This window comes from Bifidobacterium sp. M0404 (assembly GCF_016101415.1).
Lineage (GTDB): Bacteria > Actinomycetota > Actinomycetes > Actinomycetales > Bifidobacteriaceae > Bombiscardovia > Bombiscardovia polysaccharolytica.
The window spans coordinates 987,503-1,008,333 of record NZ_JACFQP010000001.1 but is presented as its reverse complement, the minus strand read 5'-3'; the positions used below and the strand labels follow the sequence as shown (position 1 = coordinate 1,008,333).

Genomic DNA, 20,831 nt, shown 5'->3' with positions numbered 1-20,831 from the left:
TTTTATTATCCTCAATATCCACTGCGTTGGCAAATACGGGGTGCCTGGAAGCGATTCGCATACTCCAATCGTATTTTTAACTTTGAGTCAAGTCTTTCACAATTATCGATTGCGTTATGGTCCAAATATCAGGTTCTGCCATGGTGTCAATAAGTCTATCGATGCTGTGTCATGAACTATGGGATACAACATCTTATCGGCTACCACGCCATGCAAGCCCCCCCCCCCCTGGATTCTTTCGAAAGCGTTGTGCAGGACACAGAGTGCTACGAGTCCAGGCACGGGAAGGGGGATGTAAGCCCTCTCGACAATGAACTTTTCGGTTTCCTTGTCTTGTATACGTGACACCTGAAAATGGGTTGCTCGATAAGCAGCACGACGCAACAGGAAAGAGGAACACGTGAATACCATGAGCAAGAATCCGGCAAACATGTTCGAGCGACTGGTTCCTGGACATAGTAAGTGTCGCCGCCACATTGAGGATTTGCCCACTGGAGTTGAGCTCTTTGCTGCTGGTCGGTCGGAAGCCGGGCGAGAACAGCTGATGCAGAATACGGCTGGCATGAGAGAATCTAAGCAGAACAGGAACGGAAGGAAACACACATGTGCGAGTACGGATCGCTGAGCACCAAACAACTTGCCGGGCTCCTGTACTCCATGGGCCGCACCTTTGATGGGCTGCAGTCGACTTTCATGGCCACTGAGGAGTTCCTGCGCACCGGCAATCCCCAGGTCGTCAATTCCAAGGCCGACTACAACCTTCTGCTAGATTTGCGGCAGGCCGCGGACTACACCCTGCACTACGACTATGCTCGCGAGCCGATCGACCTGGCCTACGTGAAGTCCATCAACGCGCAGTTGACAAGGACTGCTGCCATGGAACCAGGCAAGCTGCGCGACGAACGCACCCCCGTCATGGTCAGCACCCCTTTGGGGCGGTACGAGCCACCCGTGCCTGATTCTGCCACCATTGCATCCCTGATAAAAAGCACCGTTGGGGGAGCAACTGGAGAAGACATCCTGGAAGATGCGGTGCGTCTTTTCGCCGGACTGGCCAAGATGCAGCCATTTGGCGACGGCAATAAGAGGACTGCGCTGCTCGCTGGCAATGGGCTGCTGATCGCGCATGGCGACCGGCATCCGCTCACTGTGCCCACCAGTGATAAGGACAGGACCTGGTTCAACCGGGAGCTGGCCGCTTATTATCTCAACAGCAATCAGACGATCATTCGCCACTTGGCTAAGTGGAACAGGCAGCATGTATTGCAGGCTGAGCATTGGGATAACAGGGACGATATGTCATCCTCAGATGGACGTCCCTGACCTGTAACGCCCCTCGCCTTGGGCTGGTAATGGTCAAACGAGCGCAGTGATCAGCACATGGTGTTAGTCAGACATGACCTCATCGACTGCTCTGACTTCGAAGCATACCCGGCAGCTGTATCAGCCAGACCGCGTATAAGCTCGACTAGCGGCACCGAAACCTCCTCCAATGTACATGTGCGGAAGCTAGTAGCGGGGGATACCCGTTGGCGATACGCCAGAATATGGAAAGCCTCAGGGTTGGGAAATGGTTGCGGAGAGCAAGGCCAAGTACTTCCTTATGCCTGAACCTTTAGGGTGCCCCGGATGCGATTCGAACGCACGACACCTTCTTTAGGAGAGAAGTGCTCTATCCCCTGAGCTACCGGGGCAACGGAAACTACTGTACCACGAAGGGGGACTTGGGCAGGTCGCTGGTGTGCGGGCTAGCACCGTTCCCTTTCTGAAGAAGTTAGGTTCATATACCCGTCCGCCATATGGTCGTGGTTTACAATTGCTCAACGGTCGAGCTGACTGTGTGTTCCTTGGAGGGGGACCGGGTCGGCGATGATTTTCTGGAGGAGACCATGGCGAGATTCAGACAGTCCTTCCTGGTGAGGCACGTCTTTGGGTGGGTGGCCAGGCTGCTGGCGTTGGCCAGCTTGCTGGCTCTGGCGGCGCGTGCCTGTCCGGCATGGCTGTCATCGATCCCATACCTGCCTGATCTGGCCGCTCTGACGCCCTGGTTCATCCTCTTGGGTCTGCTGGCCCTGCTCCTGGCTCTGATGTCTTCACGATGGTTCACGGCTTTGGTTCTTATCGCCGCCTTGGCCTTGAATGTCTACTGGCAGTATCCCTTCTACCAAGAAGGATCCGAGCTCAATGGCCAAGCTGATCAGCTCGCAGCTCTTGAGCATCCCGACCGGTACGACGAGGTGGCCCGGGTCATGACGCTGAACGTCTACAAAGGTCAGGCCGATGCCGATCAGGTAGTCAAGACTGTCAGCGACAACCGGGTCGAGGTGCTGGCTCTGCAAGAGGTCAGCAAGGATTTTGTGGACCGTCTGCACAAGGCCGGCATCGACCGCTATCTGCCCCACGAGCAGCTTTCCACATCTTCGAAGGAATACGCCAACGGTCTTTGGACGGCCGCGCCAATGCAGTCGCCCTCAAAGGACGACGTGGGATCTCGCTCTTCCATGATGCCGGCGGCCAACATCGACTTCGGCAGAGGCAAGACCAGCGTCAGATTTGTCTCGGTCCATACCACCTCGCCGCAACCTGGCAGTTGGAATGCCTGGCGACGCAGCGTGTCCGACCTGGGAAAGCTGCGAAACCACGAGCACACTCGATACGTGCTGATGGGAGACTTCAACGCAACTTATGACCATGCGGTCTTCCGAGACATGTTGGGGGAGCGGTTCAGCGATGGGGCACGTCAGGCCGGGCATGGCATGAGCATGACTTGGCCGGCCGACAGGGCCCCATTGCCCAGGTTGGTGGCCATCGATCATGTTGTGGTGGACCGTGACATCAGAGCCAACCAGCTGCAGGCCGTACCTATCGCAGGTTCGGATCATGCAGCCCTGCTGGCCACGGTGATGGTGGAATAGGGGACTTCAGGCATCCAAGTTGGATTGTGTACCAGCCTGGGCTCCGGCGCTGGCCTGCTCCTGCTGGGCGGCATCGAGCTTGGCTCGCACCTGGCCTAGCAGCTCCTGGGCTCGCTTGGCCAAAGCCTCGCCGATTTCCCATTGACGCATGGAGGCATCCAGGTCCAGGCCGCCGGCCTCCAGAGCTTGAACTGCCTGGATCAGCTGGTCTCGGGCCTGCTCATAGGGCAGTTTGGCGATGGTATCGCGTTCCTTCTGGCTCAGGGCCGAAGCCAGTGCCGGCTGTTCCTCGCTCTGCTCCTTGGTCTGCGCCTCGTCAGTGTCGCTCATGCCTGCTCCTCTTCTTATCTGGTGAGTTGATCAAATTCCTCAATACTGTGGATGATTATTGCGGACGATTATATGTGACTGACCTCGTGGAATCGGTCACTGCCCGTTGACGACCTTGGTCTCGATTCGGCCCTCTTTGACGGTCAAAGTCAGATCCTGATCGGCCTGAACCTGCTGGGGGCTGATGATCACCTTCCCGTCCAGGGCCTGCACGACTGCGTATCCGCGGTCCAGCGTGGATTGGGGGGAGAGAGCGGTCAGCGAGGACTGGAGCTTCTCCACGGTCAAGGAGGCATCGTCCACGATCCGCCGCAGGGCAATGTCCAGGCGAACCAGGGACTCGTCGACCAACTGCTGGGGCTTGTCCAGCATGGTCTGCGGCTTGGTCAGGCTGGGGCGGTTGGCATATCCCTCAATCAAACGCGTCTCGCCTTGGACCATATTTTCGATACGCGCGTTTATGCGCATTCGGGCCTCCTGGATGATTCCCTCCTGCTCGACCAGGTCGGGCACCACCCGCTTGGCTGCATCAGTAGGGGTGGAGGCGCGCAGATCCGCCGCCAGATCGATAAGGGTCCAGTCGTCCTCGTGGCCGATGGCCGAGACGATTGGGGTGACGCATGCCGCCGTGGCCCGGACTACCGATTCGTCCGAGAAGCCCAGCAGATCCTCAAAGCTGCCGCCGCCCCTGGCCACGATGATCACATCCACAGCCGGATCGGCATCCAGCTTCTGGATGGCCTCGACCACCTCGGGCGGACATTGAGGTCCCTGGACGTGGGCATGTACAACGGAGAATTCAATGGTGGGCCAGCGAAGACGGGCGTTGGTGATTACATCCCCCTCGGCTCTGGCCTTGGGTGCGCAGATCAGGCCGATACGTCGGGGGAACTCGGGCAGGGGAACCTTGTTTTCCGCGTCAAAGAGGCCCTCGCCCTTGAGCTTGCGCCTGAGCTGATCGATCTGCTCCTTTAAATCCCCGGTGCCTACACGTTTGATCCGGTCGGCCATGAAGCTCAAACGGGTCTGTTTGATCCACAGGTCGGGCCGCCCGTGCACCACCACACGGTCGCCCTGGCGGAATTCCCTGGCCTGGGTGGCGAAGGCACGGAAGCCCATGACGTTGATGGAGATGTCCTCGAAGTTGTCGCGCAGGGTCAGATATGCGGAACCGGTCCGGCGGGTGTTGATCTCCACGATCTGACCCTCCACCCAGGCTCCGGGCCAGCGGGCCACGGCGTCGTGGTACTTCTGGCTGAGCACGCTGACCGGCCAGGGGTCTTCCTCGGTGGTATCTCGTGCCAGGCGGGGCAGCTGATCCAAGGGCTTGGGGGCCAGTCCGGATGGGGCTGAGCTAGTCGACGTACCCATCGACCCGCGCATGTTCGAACCCATGTATGCTCGCACCTGAAGCCTCCTGACCATCGGTTCCGCCAGCCTGACCAACTCATCCGGCATAGCCTGTACGGGATGGTATGCGGGTTGGTCAGCGAAGGAAATGTCCTCTCAGGGTCTCTCAATACGGGGACAATTCCATGTCCTCTGTCGGTCAGCTGCAGGCCCTCTGCTGATTGTTTTTGGGCCGATTTCGCCGAGGGCACAGTGGCATTTCCCCCGTTTGCAAGGAGTCTGGGATTGAGGGCAAAGTGTGAAGGAGAAGGGTTGGAACAACGCCTTGATGCACCTGCCCTCGTCTGCGGCTTGCCTGCAGCAGAGGCGTTATTGCTGGCGACTGTGTCAAAGGTGACAGTCTTGATTCCCCGATATTGCAAAAGTTATTCACGCTCTGGCGGTAGCATAAATAAAGCAAGCCGGATATGATGTGGTGTCTGCTTTTCAACCCCATCATGCGGCGGTCTCACGGATTGAGGTTGTTTCATGTCTGATGGCGTCGACATAGCGGGTCGATATAAGGGCACAGGACCGCGGGATCTCCTGCGTGTGGGTTTGGACATCGGTTCCACCACAGTCAAGGCCGTGGTTCTTGGCACAGGGGACAGGCTGGATCAGGCGCTTTTCAGCGACTATCGCCGCCACCACGCCAATGTGCGGCAGTGCGTGGCGGAACTGGTCACGGATATCAAGCTTTCCCTGTCACGGGTTGGTCTGGCCGGCAATCCCATCAGCCTGGTGATCACCGGCTCGGGCGGGTTGGAACTGGCCAGCCAGCTTCAGGCCGAGTTCGCCCAGGAGGTCATCGCCGAGACCGAGGCCATCAACGCCACCTATCCCGAAGGGGATGTGATTATCGAGCTGGGCGGCGAGGATGCCAAGATCACTTACCTGAAGCCTACTCCGGAGCAGCGGATGAACGGATCCTGCGCAGGAGGGACCGGAGCCTTCATCGATCAGATGGCGACTCTGCTCAACACCGATGCTTCAGGCCTGAACGATATGGCCTCCAAATACAAGACCATTTATCCCATCGCATCGCGTTGCGGGGTCTTCGCCAAGTCCGACCTCCAGCCCCTGATCAACGACGGAGCCGCCAAGGAGGACCTGGCCGCATCAATCTTCAACGCCGTTGCCACACAGACCATATCCGGGCTGGCCTGCGGACGTCCCATCCGTGGCAACGTGATCTTCTTGGGCGGGCCCCTCTTCTTTATGAGCGAGCTGAGGGAGGCCTTTAAGCGAATCCTCCAAGACAGGGTCAGCCGCTACATCATTCCCGAGAATGCACATCTCTATGTGGCTTACGGCGCCGCCATCATGGCCGGCCGCCACGAGCAGGACGACCAGGACAGCGGTACGCAAGTCAAGACCGACTACTCGCCTGAGTCTGATGTCAACGACCCCTTCGGTCCGGCTTGGGGGCTGGACCAGGCGGAGGTCGACAAGGCGCGGTCCGAAAAGGCTTCGAGCCTGGACAAGATGGCTCTGCAGGATGCCATGCAGGACGGCCGTACCACCACCTTGGTGGACGGGGAGAATAAGGTTCCTGCGACCGAAACCGCCAAGGATGCCATCCAAAATCAAGAAATGAACTTTGATCTGACTTCGCTGGATGGCGTCCTCTCAGCCCTGAAGGGCCTGGAGAACATGCCATCCACGGCCAGAACGATACGCCCGCTCTTCCTGAACGAGGAGGAGCGCAGGGAGTTCAACGACCGGCATGGGGCCCAGGTCATCCCCACTGGAGACCTTTCCGGAGCCAAGGGGCCGCACTTCCTGGGTATTGATGCAGGCAGCACCACCATCAAGGCTGTGCTGATCAACGACGACAAGACCATCGTTTGGTCCACCTACGGGGTGCATAAGGACAGCCCACTTATCGCCGCCGCCAACATCGTCAAGGAAGTCAGGAAGTCCCTGCCGGAGGGCGCCTACATCGCCCGTGCCTGCGCAACCGGATATGGTGAGGGCCTGGTCAAGGCCGGCCTGCATGTTGACGAGGGTGTGGTCGAAACCATGGCCCACTATCGTGCAGCTGAGGAGATCAGCCCCGGCGTTACCTCGGTCATCGACATCGGCGGGCAGGATATGAAGTACATCGCCGTCAACGATGGGGTCATCGATTCGATCTGCGTCAACGAGGCTTGCTCGGCCGGCTGCGGATCCTTCCTGCAGACTTTCGCCCAGTCCATGGGCATCAGTATCCAGGAGTTCACCAAGCAGGCGCTGGCCTCCGAAGCCCCTACTGATTTGGGCTCCCGCTGCACAGTCTTCATGAACTCCTCGGTCAAGCAGGCTCAGAAGGAGGGCGCTTCCCCGGAGGACATCGCCGCCGGGCTCTGCTACTCGGTGGTCAGGAACGCCCTCTACAAGGTCATCAAACTGCGTGATGCCAATGCCCTTGGGCCGGTGGTCGTGGTCCAGGGAGGGACCTTCCTCAATGATGCTGTTTTGCGGGCCTTTGAACTCCTGACCGGTCGCAAGGTGACCAGACCCAACATCGCCGGGCTCATGGGAGCCTACGGCGCTGCGCTGACGGCCCGCATGCACTGCCCGCAGAATGAAGAAATCGAGGATTTTACTGCGACAAGTTCCCACATGGCCCACCCATCACTGAACGTGGTCGACGGGGCGAAGTCCGTGGGCAGCACGCCAACTACCCCTAATATGGCTTCGGCGCCTACCAAATCTACCTTGTCGCCGGCCGCCGTCAACAAGCTTGGAGCAGGCGGGTCAGCCAACGTTGCTTCTAAGAATGACCAGGGGTTCAAGACGACCCTGCCCGATCTGAAGGTGGAGGATGGCCATGTGGTGAGCTCAATCCTGGCAGGGAATGATCTGGACAACCTCTCCATGACCACTACCCACGATGTCTGCAAGCTCTGCCAGAACCACTGCAAGCTGACCATCACAGAATTCGAGGACGGCGGTCGCTACGTGACCGGGAACCGTTGCGAACGTGGCGGAGACAAGAACAGGAAGCGCTCCGACAGGCCCAACCTCTACGACTTCAAGTACAAGCGGGCCTTCGCCTACCGTCGGCTGACCCCGGACAAGGCCACCAGGGGCGATATCGGCATCCCCCGTGTGCTCAACATGTATGAGGACTACCCCTTCTGGTTCACCCTCTTGACCTCGCTGGGCTTCCGGGTCATGATCTCCGGGCGTTCCAACCATGAGCTCTTCGAGAGTGGTATGGAGTCCATCGCCTCCGAGAACATCTGTTACCCGGCCAAGCTGGTTCACGGGCACATTCACTCCCTGGTCGACAAGGGCATCAAGACCATTTTCTATCCCTGCGTCACCTATGAGCAGGAGCTGGTTCCCGATACGGACAACCACTACAACTGCCCCATCGTGGCCAACTACCCGGTGGTGATCGAGGCCAACATGGCCGAGCTCAAAGAGAACGGCGTCCGCTTCATGCGGCCCTACTTCAACCTGTCCAACAAGGAGAAGATGGTCGAGCGGATCGTCAAGGTCTTCGACTGGGCCAAGGTGAGCGAGGAAGAGGCCCGGACGGCTGTCCAGGAAGCCTACCGTGAGGACGCCCGGTTCAAGGAGGACGTCCGCCAGGAGGGGCTTCGTGCCCTGGCCTACATGCAGGAATACGGAGTCAAGGGCGTGGTTCTGTCAGGACGCCCCTATCATGTGGACCCCGAGGTCAACCACGGCATTCCCGAAACCATCTGCTCCTTGGGAATGGCCGTGCTATCCGAGGACTCCATCTGCGAGCTGGACGTGCATAAACTGCCCAAGCTGAGCGACTACATCATTCCGGCGGCGGGGGAGCGGGCCCTGGCCTCCAACAACCCCACGGCCGCCAAGTTCCGCAAGACCGTGCCGGGCTTCGGCGACGACCATCATAAGATGCCTCTGAGGGTGACCGACCAGTGGGCCTACCACTCCAGGCTCTATTCAGCAGCCAGGTTCGTCTCCGAGTATCCCGACCTGCAGTTGGTCCAGCTAGTCAGCTTCGGATGCGGCGTGGATGCCATCACCACCGACCAAGTCCAGGAGATCCTGGCCGACAAGGGCGATGTCTACACGCAGCTGAAGATCGACGAGGTCTCCAACCTGGGTGCAGCCAAGATCCGTCTGCGCTCGCTGAAGGCCGCCATGGACGAACGCCATCAGCGTGATCTGGCCCAGGAGGACGGCGAAGACCAGAAGGAAGTCCCAGCCAAGGAGCAGGCGCCTGCCAAGGTCGCGGCCAAGGATAATGTCATGGTCGAGAATGTTGACACATCGACTGACCTGGTTCAGTCGGAGGCGCAGGCGAAGAAATCATCTAACTCTCAAGATTCGCGAGACCTTGCCAGCCATATTGAAGCAGTGGATGCGGATGCGACTGACAAACCGGAATCGGGCGGATTCCGGTCTACCAATGCACAGAAGATCAACCTGTCCCAGCGCAAGGCCGACATTGCGGCTATGGCCCGGTTTGTGGCTCTGCACGACAAGAGCGACCAGGGTCTGATAGGCCTCCATCCCATGGGCATCAGGCCCATCCGGGAGACTATGGCCTCAAAGCAGAAGGAGCAGGAAGCCGACAACCAGGGCAAAAATGTTCAGGCTAGCGGGGCCGCTGCCAAGCCGACCCTGTCCAAGTACGCCACTGAGCATCGCTTCACCAAGGAAATGGGGCATAAATTCACAGTGGTAGCGCCGCAGATGTCTCCGGTGCACTTCTCCCTCCTGGAGGCGGTCTTCTCCAGTGCCGACTACCACTTCGAGCTCCTGAAGCATGCCACGGCAGAAGACATCAACACCGGGGTTAAGTACGTCAACAACGATGCCTGCTTCCCTGCCATCATCGTGGTGGGGCAGCTGGTCAACGCCTTCCTGTCCGGCAGGTTCGACCCGCACAAGTGTGCAGTCATCGTCACCCAGACCGGTGGCATGTGCAGGGCCACCAACTATTATGGTCTTCTGCGCAAGGCCCTGGCCGATGCGGGCTATGGCTATGTACCGATCATTACGCTGAGCGTCCAAGGGTTCAAGGCCAATCCCGGCCTTCAGGTAACCCCGGCGCTGCTGCACCGCGCTGTCAAGGCCTTCTACCTGGGCGATGCCATGATCGAGTGCCTGCTCAGGGTCCGTCCCTACGAGCAGGAGCCCGGGTCAGCCAACAGGCTCTACAAGCTCTGGGACACGATCTGCAAGGAGACCATCGAGCACCACGGGTACTCCAAGACAGCCAAGAAGGTGTATGGCCATGGCTATCTGCCCTATGGGACTCTGATGAAGCGGATGATCCGGGCCTTCGACCAGCTGCCGCTGCGCAATATTCCCCGCAAGCCCCGGGTGGGCGTAGTCGGGGAGATTCTGGTCAAGTACCATCCCGACGCCAACAACCACGTGGTTGACCTGATCGAGAGCCAGGGCTGTGAGGCCGTGCTCCCCGGTGTCTGCGACTTCATGGTCAACGGCATCTCCAACGCCGAATGGAATGAAGAGATGCTGGGTACAGGCGGCCAGGTGGGTGTCAAGAAGATCGTCCTCAAGGCGGCAGATGCTTACCGAGCTCCCATGATCGCCGGCTTCAAGGCTTCCCATGGGAAGTTCGACATTCCCGCCCACATCAGCGATCTGAGGGAGAAGGCCGCTTCGGTCACCTCCTTGGGTGTTCAAGCCGGAGAGGGCTGGCTCCTGACTGGAGAGATCATCGAGCTTATTCAGTCCGGTGCTCCCAACATCGTCTGCGCACAGCCCTTCGCCTGCCTGCCTAATCATGTGACAGGACGCGGCATGTTCGGCAAAATACGCAGGACCTACCCGGAGGCCAACATTGTCTCGATCGATTACGATCCCGGCGCCTCGGAGGCTAACCAGCTCAACAGGATCAAGCTGATGATCGCGGCTGCCAAGAAGCCGGGTGACCAGCAAAAGCTCAGCCAGAACCATAAAGCCGACGACGGCTTTCAAGCAACGGAGGCGACCGGTCTGGATGCGGGGCAGGCAGCACCCGTCCAGGACGAGGAGAAGGTTCTGGAGAGCCTGTAGCCGCTAGGCCGAGGCCGGTGTTTGGAGCTAACGCGTCGGCCTTGGAATTGCTGAACCACGAAGATCAAGGAAATAGGGGGGTTCCCATGACCAGCCGCGAAGAGATCAAGGCTCTGCTGGATACCGACCAGATCTATATTGCCGATACACCCGAAATGAAGCAGGTCCAGGACGCCCAGCAGGATCTGGTCTTTGAGTTCAACGCCTGTCGTCCCAGCCAGGTGGAAAAGAAGCAGGACCTCTGCAGGCAGATGTTCGGTTCGTTTGGCCAAGGCAGTTGGATTGAGGGACCGGTGCGGGCCAACTGGGCCTGCAACACCTACTGGGGAAGCAAATGCTATGCCAACTTCAACCTGGTTCTGGTTGACGATGGACGCATTGACATAGGCGACCATACCATGTTCGGACCAAACGTCACCATCGTCACCACCGGGCACACCATTCGCCCCGATATACGTGCCTATGGAACGCCCCAGTTCACGGTTCCGGTCAGCATTGGCAGGAATGTGTGGATCGGAGCAGGCGCCATCATCATGCCGGGAGTGACCATCAGAGACAACACGGTCATCGGGGCAGGTTCTCTGGTAACCAAGGACATCCCCTCCGACGTGGTCGCCTACGGCCACCCCTGCAAGGTCGTCCGTCCCATTAATGACCATGATTATGAATACTTCTGGAGGGATCGCCGGTACCAGGCGCCTTATGATGCCTGGCCTTTCAGTATGGATTAGGAGACTGATTGAGGGCTGGCTCCTCGGATGTCTCTGCAGGTTGGTGCTCGGTATCACATTGTTGGCCTAACTCCGGCGGGCGCAGTTTTGGCCACTGCGATGCCTGGATTTGATCACCAATATCAATCCCCGTTCGGGCGGGAAAGATCAGCGCCTTGAACCGGTCATATTCCCGAACGGTGTCGATTTTCGGCTCACGCAGCACTGAGGGTATACGGCAGCCTTCCCCAAGGCTAGTGTTTTCGCTCTGCCAGGATGTGTCTTTATACTGGTGTTCAGAAACGTCAAGTGACTCGGCCTCTCCGGTTTTTCTTGCTGGGCGAATGGGTATATAGAAACGCTATGCAAAGGAGCAGAAGATTCATGAATAAGAAGGCAGAACTGATCTGGATAGCAACCACTCGCCAGCAAGCCATGCAGGAACATCCTCTGACACTTTCGACTCTGGAGTCATCGCCCGATTTGGAATGCACCGGCGGTAAGTTGCAGACTCTGCGGGGGTTCGGCGGCTGCTTCAATGAGCTGGGGTGGCTGCCCTTGCAGGAGCTGGGGGAGGAGGAACGTGAGGAAATCATCCGCGAGCTCTTCAGCCCGGACGAGCTGAATCTGACCTTCAATAGGACCCCGGTGGGCGCCAACGACTTCGCCGCGAGTTGGTACAGCTATGACGAGACTGACGGCGACTATGACCTGGAGCATTTCAGCGTCGACCACGACGAGCAGACCCTGATTCCGTATATCCGCCAGGCTCAGAAGTATCAACCGGACATGGGACTGTTTGCCAGCCCTTGGAGTCCGCCCACCTGGATGAAACGGCCCAAGGTCTACAATTTCGGGCGAATCGACATGAGCGAGCGCAACCTATCTGCCTATGCTCACTATCTTCTGCGGTATGTGCGCGAGTATGACCGCCGCGGCATTCACATCGACCAGCTTCATGTGCAGAATGAGGTTTTTGCGGATCAGAAGTTCCCCTCCTGCCTCTGGTCCAGCGATGACATGCGCATCTTCATCCGCGACTATCTGGGTCCCCTCTTCGCCAAGGAGGCGCCGGACACGGCCATCTTCTTAGGAACTCTCAATGGTCCCGAGGATATGAAATTCGGTCCCGAAGGCATGATCCTGGAGAACTACAACCGGTATGTGGACAACATCCTTTTCGATGAGGACTGCCGTAGGTACATCGCCGGCATCGGTTACCAGTGGGCCGGCCAGCATGTCATCGAGCGCACCCGCCAGTCCTGGCCTGAGATCGAGCTGGAGCAGACCGAGTCCGAATGCGGCATGGGCGGCAACACCTGGGAGTACGCCGAATACGTCTTCTCGCTGGTCAACCGGTACCTTCGGGCCGGAGCCACCTGCTACACCTACTGGAACATGGTCCTGGGCCAGGGCATATCCACTTGGGGCTGGCGGCAGAATTCGCTCTTTTCCATCGACACCGCCACCGGCCAGGTCAGGCGCAATCCCGAGTACTACGTCATGCGCCACTACTCGCACTATGTGCGCCCGGGCGCTCGTCTGCTGGATACTCGCGGCCATTTCAGTTCCATGGCCACCGCCTTCGAAAATCCGGATGGATCGGTCGTTGTCGTGGCCCAGAACGCCCTGGACCGCGCCATGCCCTTCTCCTTCTCTGGACCCGGAGGGGATAGCGAAAGGAGCCAAGGTTTCCAAGTGACCCTGGAGCCACGATCTTTCAACACCTTCGTCCTATGAATTGAATCTCGTGGATTAAGATTGGAGTTCATCATGTCAGACCACGTGGTTCGGACCACGGACCACCCAGCTTTCCAAGGTAACAGGCGCCTTCCGGACAGGCTCATCTTCGGATGCTCCTACTACGACGAATATATGGTTTATGAGCGGGTGGACAAGGACATGTCCATGATGAAGTCCGTCGGTATCACAACCATGCGTATTCCCGAATCCACTTCGGGAACCTTGGAGTCTTAGCTTGGTGCATTCGATTTCAGCCATGTGGGCCGAGTACTGGATGCCGAAAGGCGCTTCGGCATCCAGGTCATCGTGGGTACACCTACCCATGCCGTCCCCGTCTGGCTGGCAAGGACTCCCTGACCACCATGTAAGAAAGCGGGAATTATAAGCTAGACGGATGACAGAATCTGAGGCCTGTCCAATCCGGGATTCGCGACCCTTCTGCGTAGACTAGAGTGGTGATGATGAGGCATAGAGTTTCGTACGCTCACCTGGGTGCGAAGGTGAACCCAAAACATGTGGCCAGCCTGGTCGACTACTTCGAATCCGGGTGCAAACCTGACAGCGAATTCCGCTATGGTGTCGAAATAGAGCATCTGCCTGTGCGCAGAGGGGACGACAAGGCTGCCGGTTATTATGGCCGGGACGGCGTGGAGAACCTTCTGAAGGATTTGCGCCCCTACTACAGGCACGAAGAGGAGTATTGGGAGAATGGCCACCTTCTGGGTCTGGGCAGACCGCTGATGAAGGTCTCCCTGGAACCGGGGAGTCAGGTCGAATCATCCATAGGGCCCTGTGGAACCCTGGGTGAGTTGGTTGATCTCTACCAGTCCTTCCGTCAGGAACTTGACCCGATTGCCTCCAGAATGGGATTCCGCCTGGTTAACTACGGCTATCAGCCACGGTCGAGCTATGCCGATATCAGCGTGGTTCCCAAGGACCGCTATGCAGCCATGACCGACTACCTAGGTCGAGTGGGTCAGTATGGCCTCTGTATGATGAGGTGCTCGGCCTCCACGCAGGTAAGCATCGACTATCGGGATGAGGCCGATGCCGTGGCCAAGCTCAGGGTGGGAACCGCACTGGGGCCAGTTATCTCATGGTTCTTCAGGAATTCACCTTGGTTCGAGGGCGGACCCAACCCCTATCCCCTCCTACGTCAGAGAATCTGGGATTTCACCGACTTCCAGAGAACCAACCTGTCCCCAGGCCTCTTCGATCCTGACTTTGGCTGGGAGGATTATGCGGTGGATGTCCTGTCGACCCCGCTCATGTACGTGGATTTGACACATACGCCCGAAGCGGCCGGGTTGGGACACGAAGGTCTTTGCCGCGTGGCCTTCAAGGACAACGCTGCGGATGTTTACCCGGACCGCCGCCTAAACGACTACGAGGTGGGTCACATCCTATCCACCCACTTCAATGACGTCCGTTTGAAGAAGATCGTGGAACTTAGGCATTGGGACTCTTTACCCATAGCCCGAGCGATTCGTCTGACCGGAGTGGTCGGGGACACTTTCTACGACCAAGCCCAGTTTGAGCGGTTGACGGCTTTCTGTTCTCATCTGGAGGAAGCTGACGTTTTCGCAGCCAAGGCCGACCTCCAGGCCAGGGGATCCCAGGCAAGGCCTTACGGAAAATCGCTGGATGAGTGGGGAAACCTGCTTGGTGTGGAAGACAGCCTGGCAAACCTGCCTGGCGACCCGGTACACCCTGATGTCTTCCAGGTCTAAGGTGGGCGGTCTGGTTCTGCCGGGTTCATGCCCCAGGACGACTGTGGCGATATGGAATGGGATTCTGTCTCTCAGCGATAGCCGCTCCAGGTGGGCAGGGGGAAGATGACCTCCTCACAGGCGGCCCAGAGCTGATTAAGGTCCTGACCGGGGGTGCGCAACCAGCGCAGCTGGATTCCGTCCATCATGCTGTATCCAGCTTGGAGTAATGGACGCAGACTTATGCCCTCCGGCAGGGCCCACCGAATATTCATGGCGGTGTTAATGCTGCCGCGCTCGCGGTCCTCGAAATAGGCATGGGCTGGGTGGTGGGGATCAAGGGCCTCGGCACTCAGGGTCGAGAACATGTGGACCAGAGCCGGCCGACTGGCGTTGATGGCGACCACCTGCCGCCACATTTCGGCCAGGAGGGGTTGGTCCTTGCTCCTGATGAGGCGGTCCAGCACCCGGTCCGTCTCGGAGTCGTATATCTCGTTCATGACTAGGTGCAGGAGTCCGTCCTTGCTGCCTACATGATGCAGGACCCCGGCCTTGGTCATGTGGACCCGGTCGGCTATACCCTGCAGGGTGGTCCCGTAATATCCCCTCATGCCGAAGGATGCGACTGCAGCCTCGATGATGGCCTGCCTGCTGGCGCGCCCGCGTCGGCGGGGCAACCTATCATCTGCTCTTTTGCCGCTGTCCCTGTCCGCCATCGCAGTCTCTTTCCGCCCCCACTAACTAGTTCAGTCCAAACCACCCGGTCAGGAACTCAGTTATAGGAAGGTTACCAACCATCTGGTTACCTGTGAAGCCATGCGTTGGTGGTGTGTCGACCCTATGAAAATGCTAATCTACCTACCAATTGGTCAGTGCCGTGAGATTCGTCAGATTGGTCCTCTTGACCCTGGTTTGGCTTTCCGGGACGGGCTCCGGAAGGGCCTTGGGCAGAGTACGGACCTGCACGACTGGCTGAGAGATACACCGAGTGTGTATGCGAAAAGGAACGTAACAGGCAAGGAAGCATGGAGCGGAGAGTATGAGTAACACAGAATATCCCACAGTCAAAGATTTGACCCTCGAGGAGAAGGCCAGTCTGACATCGGGGCAGGATGCCTGGCACCTGCAGTCGGTGGAAGACAAAGGGATCCCCGGATACATGATCACCGACGGCCCTCATGGCCTGCGCAAGGCCGACAGTTCTACAGGCAATGTGGATGTGAACCAATCGGTCCCCGCCACCTGTTTCCCACCGGCTGCGGGAATGGCCAGCTCTTGGGACCCGGACCTTGTTGACCGGGTGGGTCAGGCCATGGCCGAGGAGTGTATCCAAGAAAAGGTGGCGGTTATCCTGGGCCCCGGCGTGAACATCAAACGCAATCCCCTTGGTGGCCGTTGCTTCGAATTCTGGTCGGAAGACCCCTATTTGGCTGGCCACGAGGCAGTGGGAATCGTCACCGGCGTCCAGTCCAAGGGGGTGGGAACCTCGCTGAAGCACTTCGCCGTCAACAACCAGGAGACCAACCGAATGCACGTGTCGGCCAGGGTGGGTCAGCGTGCCCTACGTGAGATATATCTACCGGCCTTTGAACACATCGTCAAGGCCGCCCAGCCTTGGACGGTCATGTGCGCCTACAATCGTGTCAATGGAGTCCATGCCGCCCAGGACAGCTGGCTTCTCACCAAGGTTCTGCGGGACGAGTGGGGGTTCAGGGGAATCGTAATGAGCGACTGGGGGGCCGACCATGATCGGGTGGCATCCCTCAATGCTGGCCTGAACCTGGAGATGCCGCCCAGCTTCACCGATGACCAGGTCGTCAAAGCGGTCCAGGATGGCCGCTTGTCTGAAAACCAACTGAACCGGATGGCTCAGGGGATGATTGACCTGGTCAACAAGACCCGTCCGGCCATGCAGACCCAGGGCTATAAATACGACGTGGAGGCCCACAATCAGGTAGCGCGTCAGGCAGCTCTGGAATCCATGGTCCTTCTCAAGAATGAGGGGGGTATTCTTCCGGTCAAGCAGGGAGAATCCGTGGCTGTGATCGGCGAGTTCGCCCGCACCCCCCGCTATCAGGGTGGCGGATCCTCCCACATCACCCCGACCAGGATCACCAGCTTCCTGGATGCCGCGGCAGACAGGGGCCAGGTCGTTGACTTCGCCCCCGGGTTCACCCTTGATGAGGCTGAACAGGACCAGAGCCTGACGAACCAGGCACTCCAGGCCGCCTCCAAGGCCGATAAGGTTCTTCTCTTCATGGGACTCCCCGAGGAGGCCGAGTCTGAGGGCTTCGACAGGAAAACCCTGGACATCCCCGCCAAACAAATCGAGCTCCTGGAGGCCATCTCCAGTGTCAACCCCAACGTTGCAGTTATACTCTCGAATGGATCCGTGGTCTCTCTGACCCCCTGGAGGGACCAGGCCAGAGGGATCATCGAGGCCTGGCTCCTGGGTCAGAACGGCGGGCAGGCCCTAGCTGACGTAATATACGGGGATGTCTCTCCGTCAGGCAAGCTGGCCCAGACCATCCCCATGGACCTCTATGACGACCCCTCCATGGTCAACTGGCCTGGTGAGGAAGGCCATGTGGACTACGGTGAGGGCATCTATGTGGGCTATCGCTACTATGACACCTTCCACAAGGAGGTGGCCTACCCCTTCGGCTTTGGTCTGAGTTACTCCGAATTCAAGATTGACGATATCCGCGCCCTTCCTGACGGAAGGGGAGGAGTGCGTGTGACGGCACGGGTGAGCAACCTATCAGACGTGGACGGCGCCCAAGTGGTTCAGGTCTATGTGGCTCCGCGCTCGCATCGGGTCTCACGCCCGGTCCACGAACTCAAAGGGTTTAGGAGGGTTTTCCTCAAGGCAGGTCAGAGCGCTGAAGTTGTCATCGACTTGGATTCCCGGGCCTTTGCATACTGGTCGGAGGCATATGGCGACTGGCATGTGGAGAAAGGGACCTATGGAATCCAGGTGGGCTCCTCCAGCCGCGACATAAGCGCACAGGTGGATCTGGACCTGCCCGGCGACGGCAAGCGGCTTCCCTTGAACGAATGGTCCACCCTGCGCGAATGGGAGGATGATCCGGTCGGCGGGCCCATCGTCCAGAAGATGAAAGCCGAGGGGGAGGCCGGCCGTCTGCCTAAGTTGGACGACGCGGATGACTCTCCCGCTTCCTTCCTGGCTGGCATGCCGATTAATTCATTTTCCGTCCTGGTTGGCGAAGGAGGTACGAGGATGACCTCCTTCCTCTTAGATGAATACGCGCGCCAGACCGATCGATCAATACAGAGACAGAGATATGGATCAAGATGAGGCTCGAGAAGGAACAAGAATGGCAGAGATGAAAACCGAAGATCAACGTCCGATCAGGGGTATGCCGTACCAGGATTCGACCCTGCCCGAGGGGGAAAGGACCCAGGACCTCCTGTCCAGGATGACACTGGAGGAGAAAGTTGGTCAGATGATGCAGCTGGAGGGAAGGAAGGAGTGGTTGCCGGATCTCATACTGGGCAGACACGTCGGATCCATCCTCCACACCAGCCCCGATGATCTGCCCGGGGCACTGACTATGGCCGTCCAGGAGACCCGGCTGGGGATTCCCCTGATAGTAGGCGACGACTGCATACATGGGTACTCCTTCTGGCCTGGGGCCACCATCTTCCCCAGCCAGCTGGGCATGGCGACTTCATGGGACCCCGAACGGGTCCGTCAGGCGGCCAGGGTCACGGCCGAGGAGGTGTCGGCGACCGGGGTCCATTGGACCTTCTCGCCGGTCCTCTGCATCAGCAGGGACACTCGTTGGGGCCGGGTGGATGAGACCTTTGGGGAGGACCCCCTCCTGATCGGGGACTTGGCCTCGGCCATGGTCAAGGGTTACCAGGGGGGAGCCAAGGCCGGAGAGCCCCTCCCCGAGGACGCTATCATGGCCTGCGCCAAGCATTTCGCGGGTTATTCGGAGACCCAGGGGGGCAGGGATGCCAGTGAGGCCGACCTTTCCCACCGCAAGCTCATGTCGTGGTTCCTGCCCCCGTTCGAGCGGGTCGCCAGGGAGGGCTGCGGATCATTTATGCTGGGTTATGAAGCCATTGACGGTACTCCGGTCACTCTGAACCACTGGCTCCTGGATGAGGTCCTGAGGGGGCAGTGGGGCTACCGGGGGATGCTGGTGACAGACTGGGACAACGTGGGCCGCACCGTGTGGGAGCAACATATAGAACCCGACTACACTCATGCGGCAGCCGATGCTGTCAAGGCCGGCAACGATCTGATGATGACCACCCCCCAGTTTTACGAAGGGGCCTTGGAGGCCGTCCGTTCCGGCATTCTGGAGGAGGACCAGCTGGATCAGGCCGTGGGCAGGATTCTGGCCGTCAAGTTCCGACTGGGACTATTCGAGAATCCCCGTCTGCCCGACCGGGAGAGAATCCGGACGATCATAGGCTCCCAGGAGCACAAGCGCACCAACTTGGAACTGACACGTGAGTCGGTTGTTCTTCTGCGCAACGACGGTTCTCTCCCTCTGAAGGCCGGAATGGTACCGCGACAGGAGGAGGGTGTCCACAGGCTGGCCGTGGTGGGACCTCTGGCCGATGATGCCCAGTCCCAGTTGGGAGACTGGTCCGGGGCTTCAGGCCAGGTGTCCTGGATGCGCCAGGGTCAACCCAGGGAGATGATCGTGACGGTTCGTGACGGTCTGACCTCCCTCCTTCCTGAAGGTTGGCAAGTGGACTATGCCCGAGGGGCGGATATTATTACCATGGTGGACGATCCTGCCGGCCCGACCTTCCATGATGGCCAGCCCAGGCCCAAGATCGCCCAGTCAGCTCCCACCGATCAGGACCAGCTGGATCAAGCCGTCCAGACGGCCAGGCGGTCTGATGCGGTCATCGCCGTCGTCGGTGACCTGGTCCAACTGACGGGGGAGGGGCGGTCGACGGCTACCCTCGAACTTATGGGTGGGCAGGCTGACCTGATCCGAGCCCTTGTCGATGTCTGCAGCCAGGAGGACAAGCCCCTTTGCCTGGTTCTAATGAGTTCCAAGCCCCTGGTCCTTCCGGCCGAGGCCGACCTTGCTAACGCTCTAATCTGGGCACCTAGCCCCGGTATGGAGGGTGGAAGGGCCATAGCTGAGATAATCCTGGGCCTGACCGAACCCTCGGGTCGCCTGCCCATCTCCATGCCCCGGCACGTGGGCCAGCTACCGGTCTACTACAATCAGATTCGTGGTCAGCATGGCAACCGGTACGCCGACTTGACCCAGGATCCCGCCTTCGTTTTCGGCGAAGGCCTGTCGTACACGACCTTTGAATATGGACGCCCCACGATCGAGGGAGGTCCCGGCCCCTTTGCCCACGACCAAATTATCCACGCCAGTATCCCATTGACAAATACCGGCGACCGACCCGGTGTGGAGGTGGTCCAGGCTTATGTGAGGGATCTTGTTACATCGGTCACCTGGGCAGACCGAGAGCTCAAGGCCTATAAGAGGGTCAGCTTGGAACCCGGTCAGACCGCCCAGGTCGAATTGGACATTCCGGTCTCCACCTGTTCCATCGTCGACTCTTCAGCCCACCGGGTCGTCGAGGATGGGGAGTTCGATCTCCTGATCGGTCACTCCTCCAATGAGGACGACCTCCAAGCGGTCCGGTTCAGTGTGGCCGGGGTCCAGTCCGCCTAAGGCCAAGGGGCACAATTGGTCCCATCACAGCAATCCGTCCCCGAAGGGCTTACCGGAGGTGATTCCCCGGCACTTCCTTCGGGGCCGGATCGTCCCTATCGTTACGCCATCTCGAGGCGGCTGCATTATAAATCGATTCTCTTTGACTAATTACTTACTCATGAGTAAGATAAATTCTGTAAGTGGAAATCCAATCTGATTCGTATGGGATGGCCCGCCGCGCAGGAGCGGTTCGCTATCTACACCGCCGCTCAATGTTGAGGGACGGGCGAGGCGAAAGGAGCAAGGTTGCAAGTGGAATCCGTACATCCAACAATCCCATCGCGGGGGGGGGGGTCT

At 59.0% G+C, this 20,831-nt stretch carries 12 protein-coding genes, 1 tRNA gene and 1 pseudogene; 10 read left to right on the top strand and 4 right to left on the bottom strand.

What is annotated here, in order from left to right:
- Positions 1-603: 603 nt before the first annotated feature.
- On the top strand, positions 604-1,323 hold the full coding sequence (locus tag H3T93_RS04135; protein WP_232348614.1) for a Fic family protein: 720 nt from the start codon (positions 604-606) through the stop codon (positions 1,321-1,323).
- 298 nt (positions 1,324-1,621) lie between these two features.
- Here H3T93_RS04135 and H3T93_RS04130 read toward each other — a convergent pair.
- Positions 1,622-1,694 (bottom strand) — tRNA-Arg (locus tag H3T93_RS04130).
- A 105-nt stretch (positions 1,695-1,799) separates the two neighbouring features.
- Between H3T93_RS04130 and H3T93_RS04125 the strand changes: the two genes are divergently transcribed.
- Positions 1,800-2,915 carry an endonuclease/exonuclease/phosphatase family protein gene (locus H3T93_RS04125; RefSeq protein ID WP_144176739.1) on the top strand — a complete coding sequence of 372 codons (1,116 nt, stop codon included), beginning with the start codon at positions 1,800-1,802 and terminating at the stop codon, positions 2,913-2,915.
- A gap of 6 nt (positions 2,916-2,921) precedes the next feature.
- Here the strand turns inward: H3T93_RS04125 and H3T93_RS04120 are convergent, their stop codons facing one another.
- Together H3T93_RS04120 and xseA are read right to left on the bottom strand one after the other, a co-directional pair.
- Complete coding sequence (locus H3T93_RS04120) at positions 2,922-3,245, bottom strand: exodeoxyribonuclease VII small subunit (RefSeq protein ID WP_144176740.1); 324 nt, start codon at positions 3,243-3,245, stop codon at positions 2,922-2,924.
- A gap of 96 nt (positions 3,246-3,341) precedes the next feature.
- On the bottom strand, positions 3,342-4,616 hold the full coding sequence (gene xseA, locus H3T93_RS04115; RefSeq protein WP_144176741.1) for an exodeoxyribonuclease VII large subunit: 1,275 nt from the start codon (positions 4,614-4,616) through the stop codon (positions 3,342-3,344).
- A 507-nt stretch (positions 4,617-5,123) separates the two neighbouring features.
- Between xseA and H3T93_RS04110 the strand changes: the two genes are divergently transcribed.
- From H3T93_RS04110 to H3T93_RS04085, 6 genes and pseudogenes are all read left to right on the top strand, one after another.
- Positions 5,124-10,646 carry an acyl-CoA dehydratase activase-related protein gene (locus H3T93_RS04110; RefSeq protein WP_144176742.1) on the top strand — a complete coding sequence of 1,841 codons (5,523 nt, stop codon included), beginning with the start codon at positions 5,124-5,126 and terminating at the stop codon, positions 10,644-10,646.
- Between the two features lie 86 nt (positions 10,647-10,732).
- Positions 10,733-11,377, top strand: coding sequence for a sugar O-acetyltransferase (locus tag H3T93_RS04105; RefSeq protein WP_144176743.1), 645 nt, complete (start codon positions 10,733-10,735; stop codon positions 11,375-11,377).
- 363 nt (positions 11,378-11,740) lie between these two features.
- The gene (locus H3T93_RS04100; protein WP_411674987.1) at positions 11,741-13,096 is read left to right on the top strand and encodes a glycoside hydrolase family 30 protein; all 1,356 of its coding nucleotides are present in this window, start codon (positions 11,741-11,743) and stop codon (positions 13,094-13,096) included.
- 33 nt (positions 13,097-13,129) lie between these two features.
- On the top strand, positions 13,130-13,333 hold the full coding sequence (locus H3T93_RS04095) for a hypothetical protein (protein ID WP_198214737.1): 204 nt from the start codon (positions 13,130-13,132) through the stop codon (positions 13,331-13,333).
- Positions 13,334-13,348: 15 nt separating this feature from the next.
- A pseudogene (locus H3T93_RS09235) lies at positions 13,349-13,456 on the top strand (beta-galactosidase); the annotation flags it as partial.
- 101 nt (positions 13,457-13,557) lie between these two features.
- Positions 13,558-14,829, top strand: a complete 1,272-nt coding sequence (locus H3T93_RS04085; protein ID WP_144176746.1) for a glutamate-cysteine ligase family protein — start codon at positions 13,558-13,560, stop codon at positions 14,827-14,829.
- Positions 14,830-14,900: 71 nt separating this feature from the next.
- On the opposite strand, the gene H3T93_RS04080 is transcribed toward H3T93_RS04085, so the two are convergent.
- On the bottom strand, positions 14,901-15,524 hold the full coding sequence (locus H3T93_RS04080) for a TetR/AcrR family transcriptional regulator (protein ID WP_144176747.1): 624 nt from the start codon (positions 15,522-15,524) through the stop codon (positions 14,901-14,903).
- A gap of 323 nt (positions 15,525-15,847) precedes the next feature.
- Between H3T93_RS04080 and H3T93_RS04075 the strand changes: the two genes are divergently transcribed.
- Both H3T93_RS04075 and H3T93_RS04070 read left to right on the top strand, forming a co-directional pair.
- On the top strand, positions 15,848-18,127 hold the full coding sequence (locus tag H3T93_RS04075; protein ID WP_144176748.1) for an exo-alpha-(1->6)-L-arabinopyranosidase: 2,280 nt from the start codon (positions 15,848-15,850) through the stop codon (positions 18,125-18,127).
- 28 nt (positions 18,128-18,155) lie between these two features.
- Complete coding sequence (locus H3T93_RS04070) at positions 18,156-20,492, top strand: glycoside hydrolase family 3 N-terminal domain-containing protein (RefSeq protein WP_144177542.1); 2,337 nt, start codon at positions 18,156-18,158, stop codon at positions 20,490-20,492.
- The last annotated feature ends 339 nt before the right edge of the window (positions 20,493-20,831 follow it).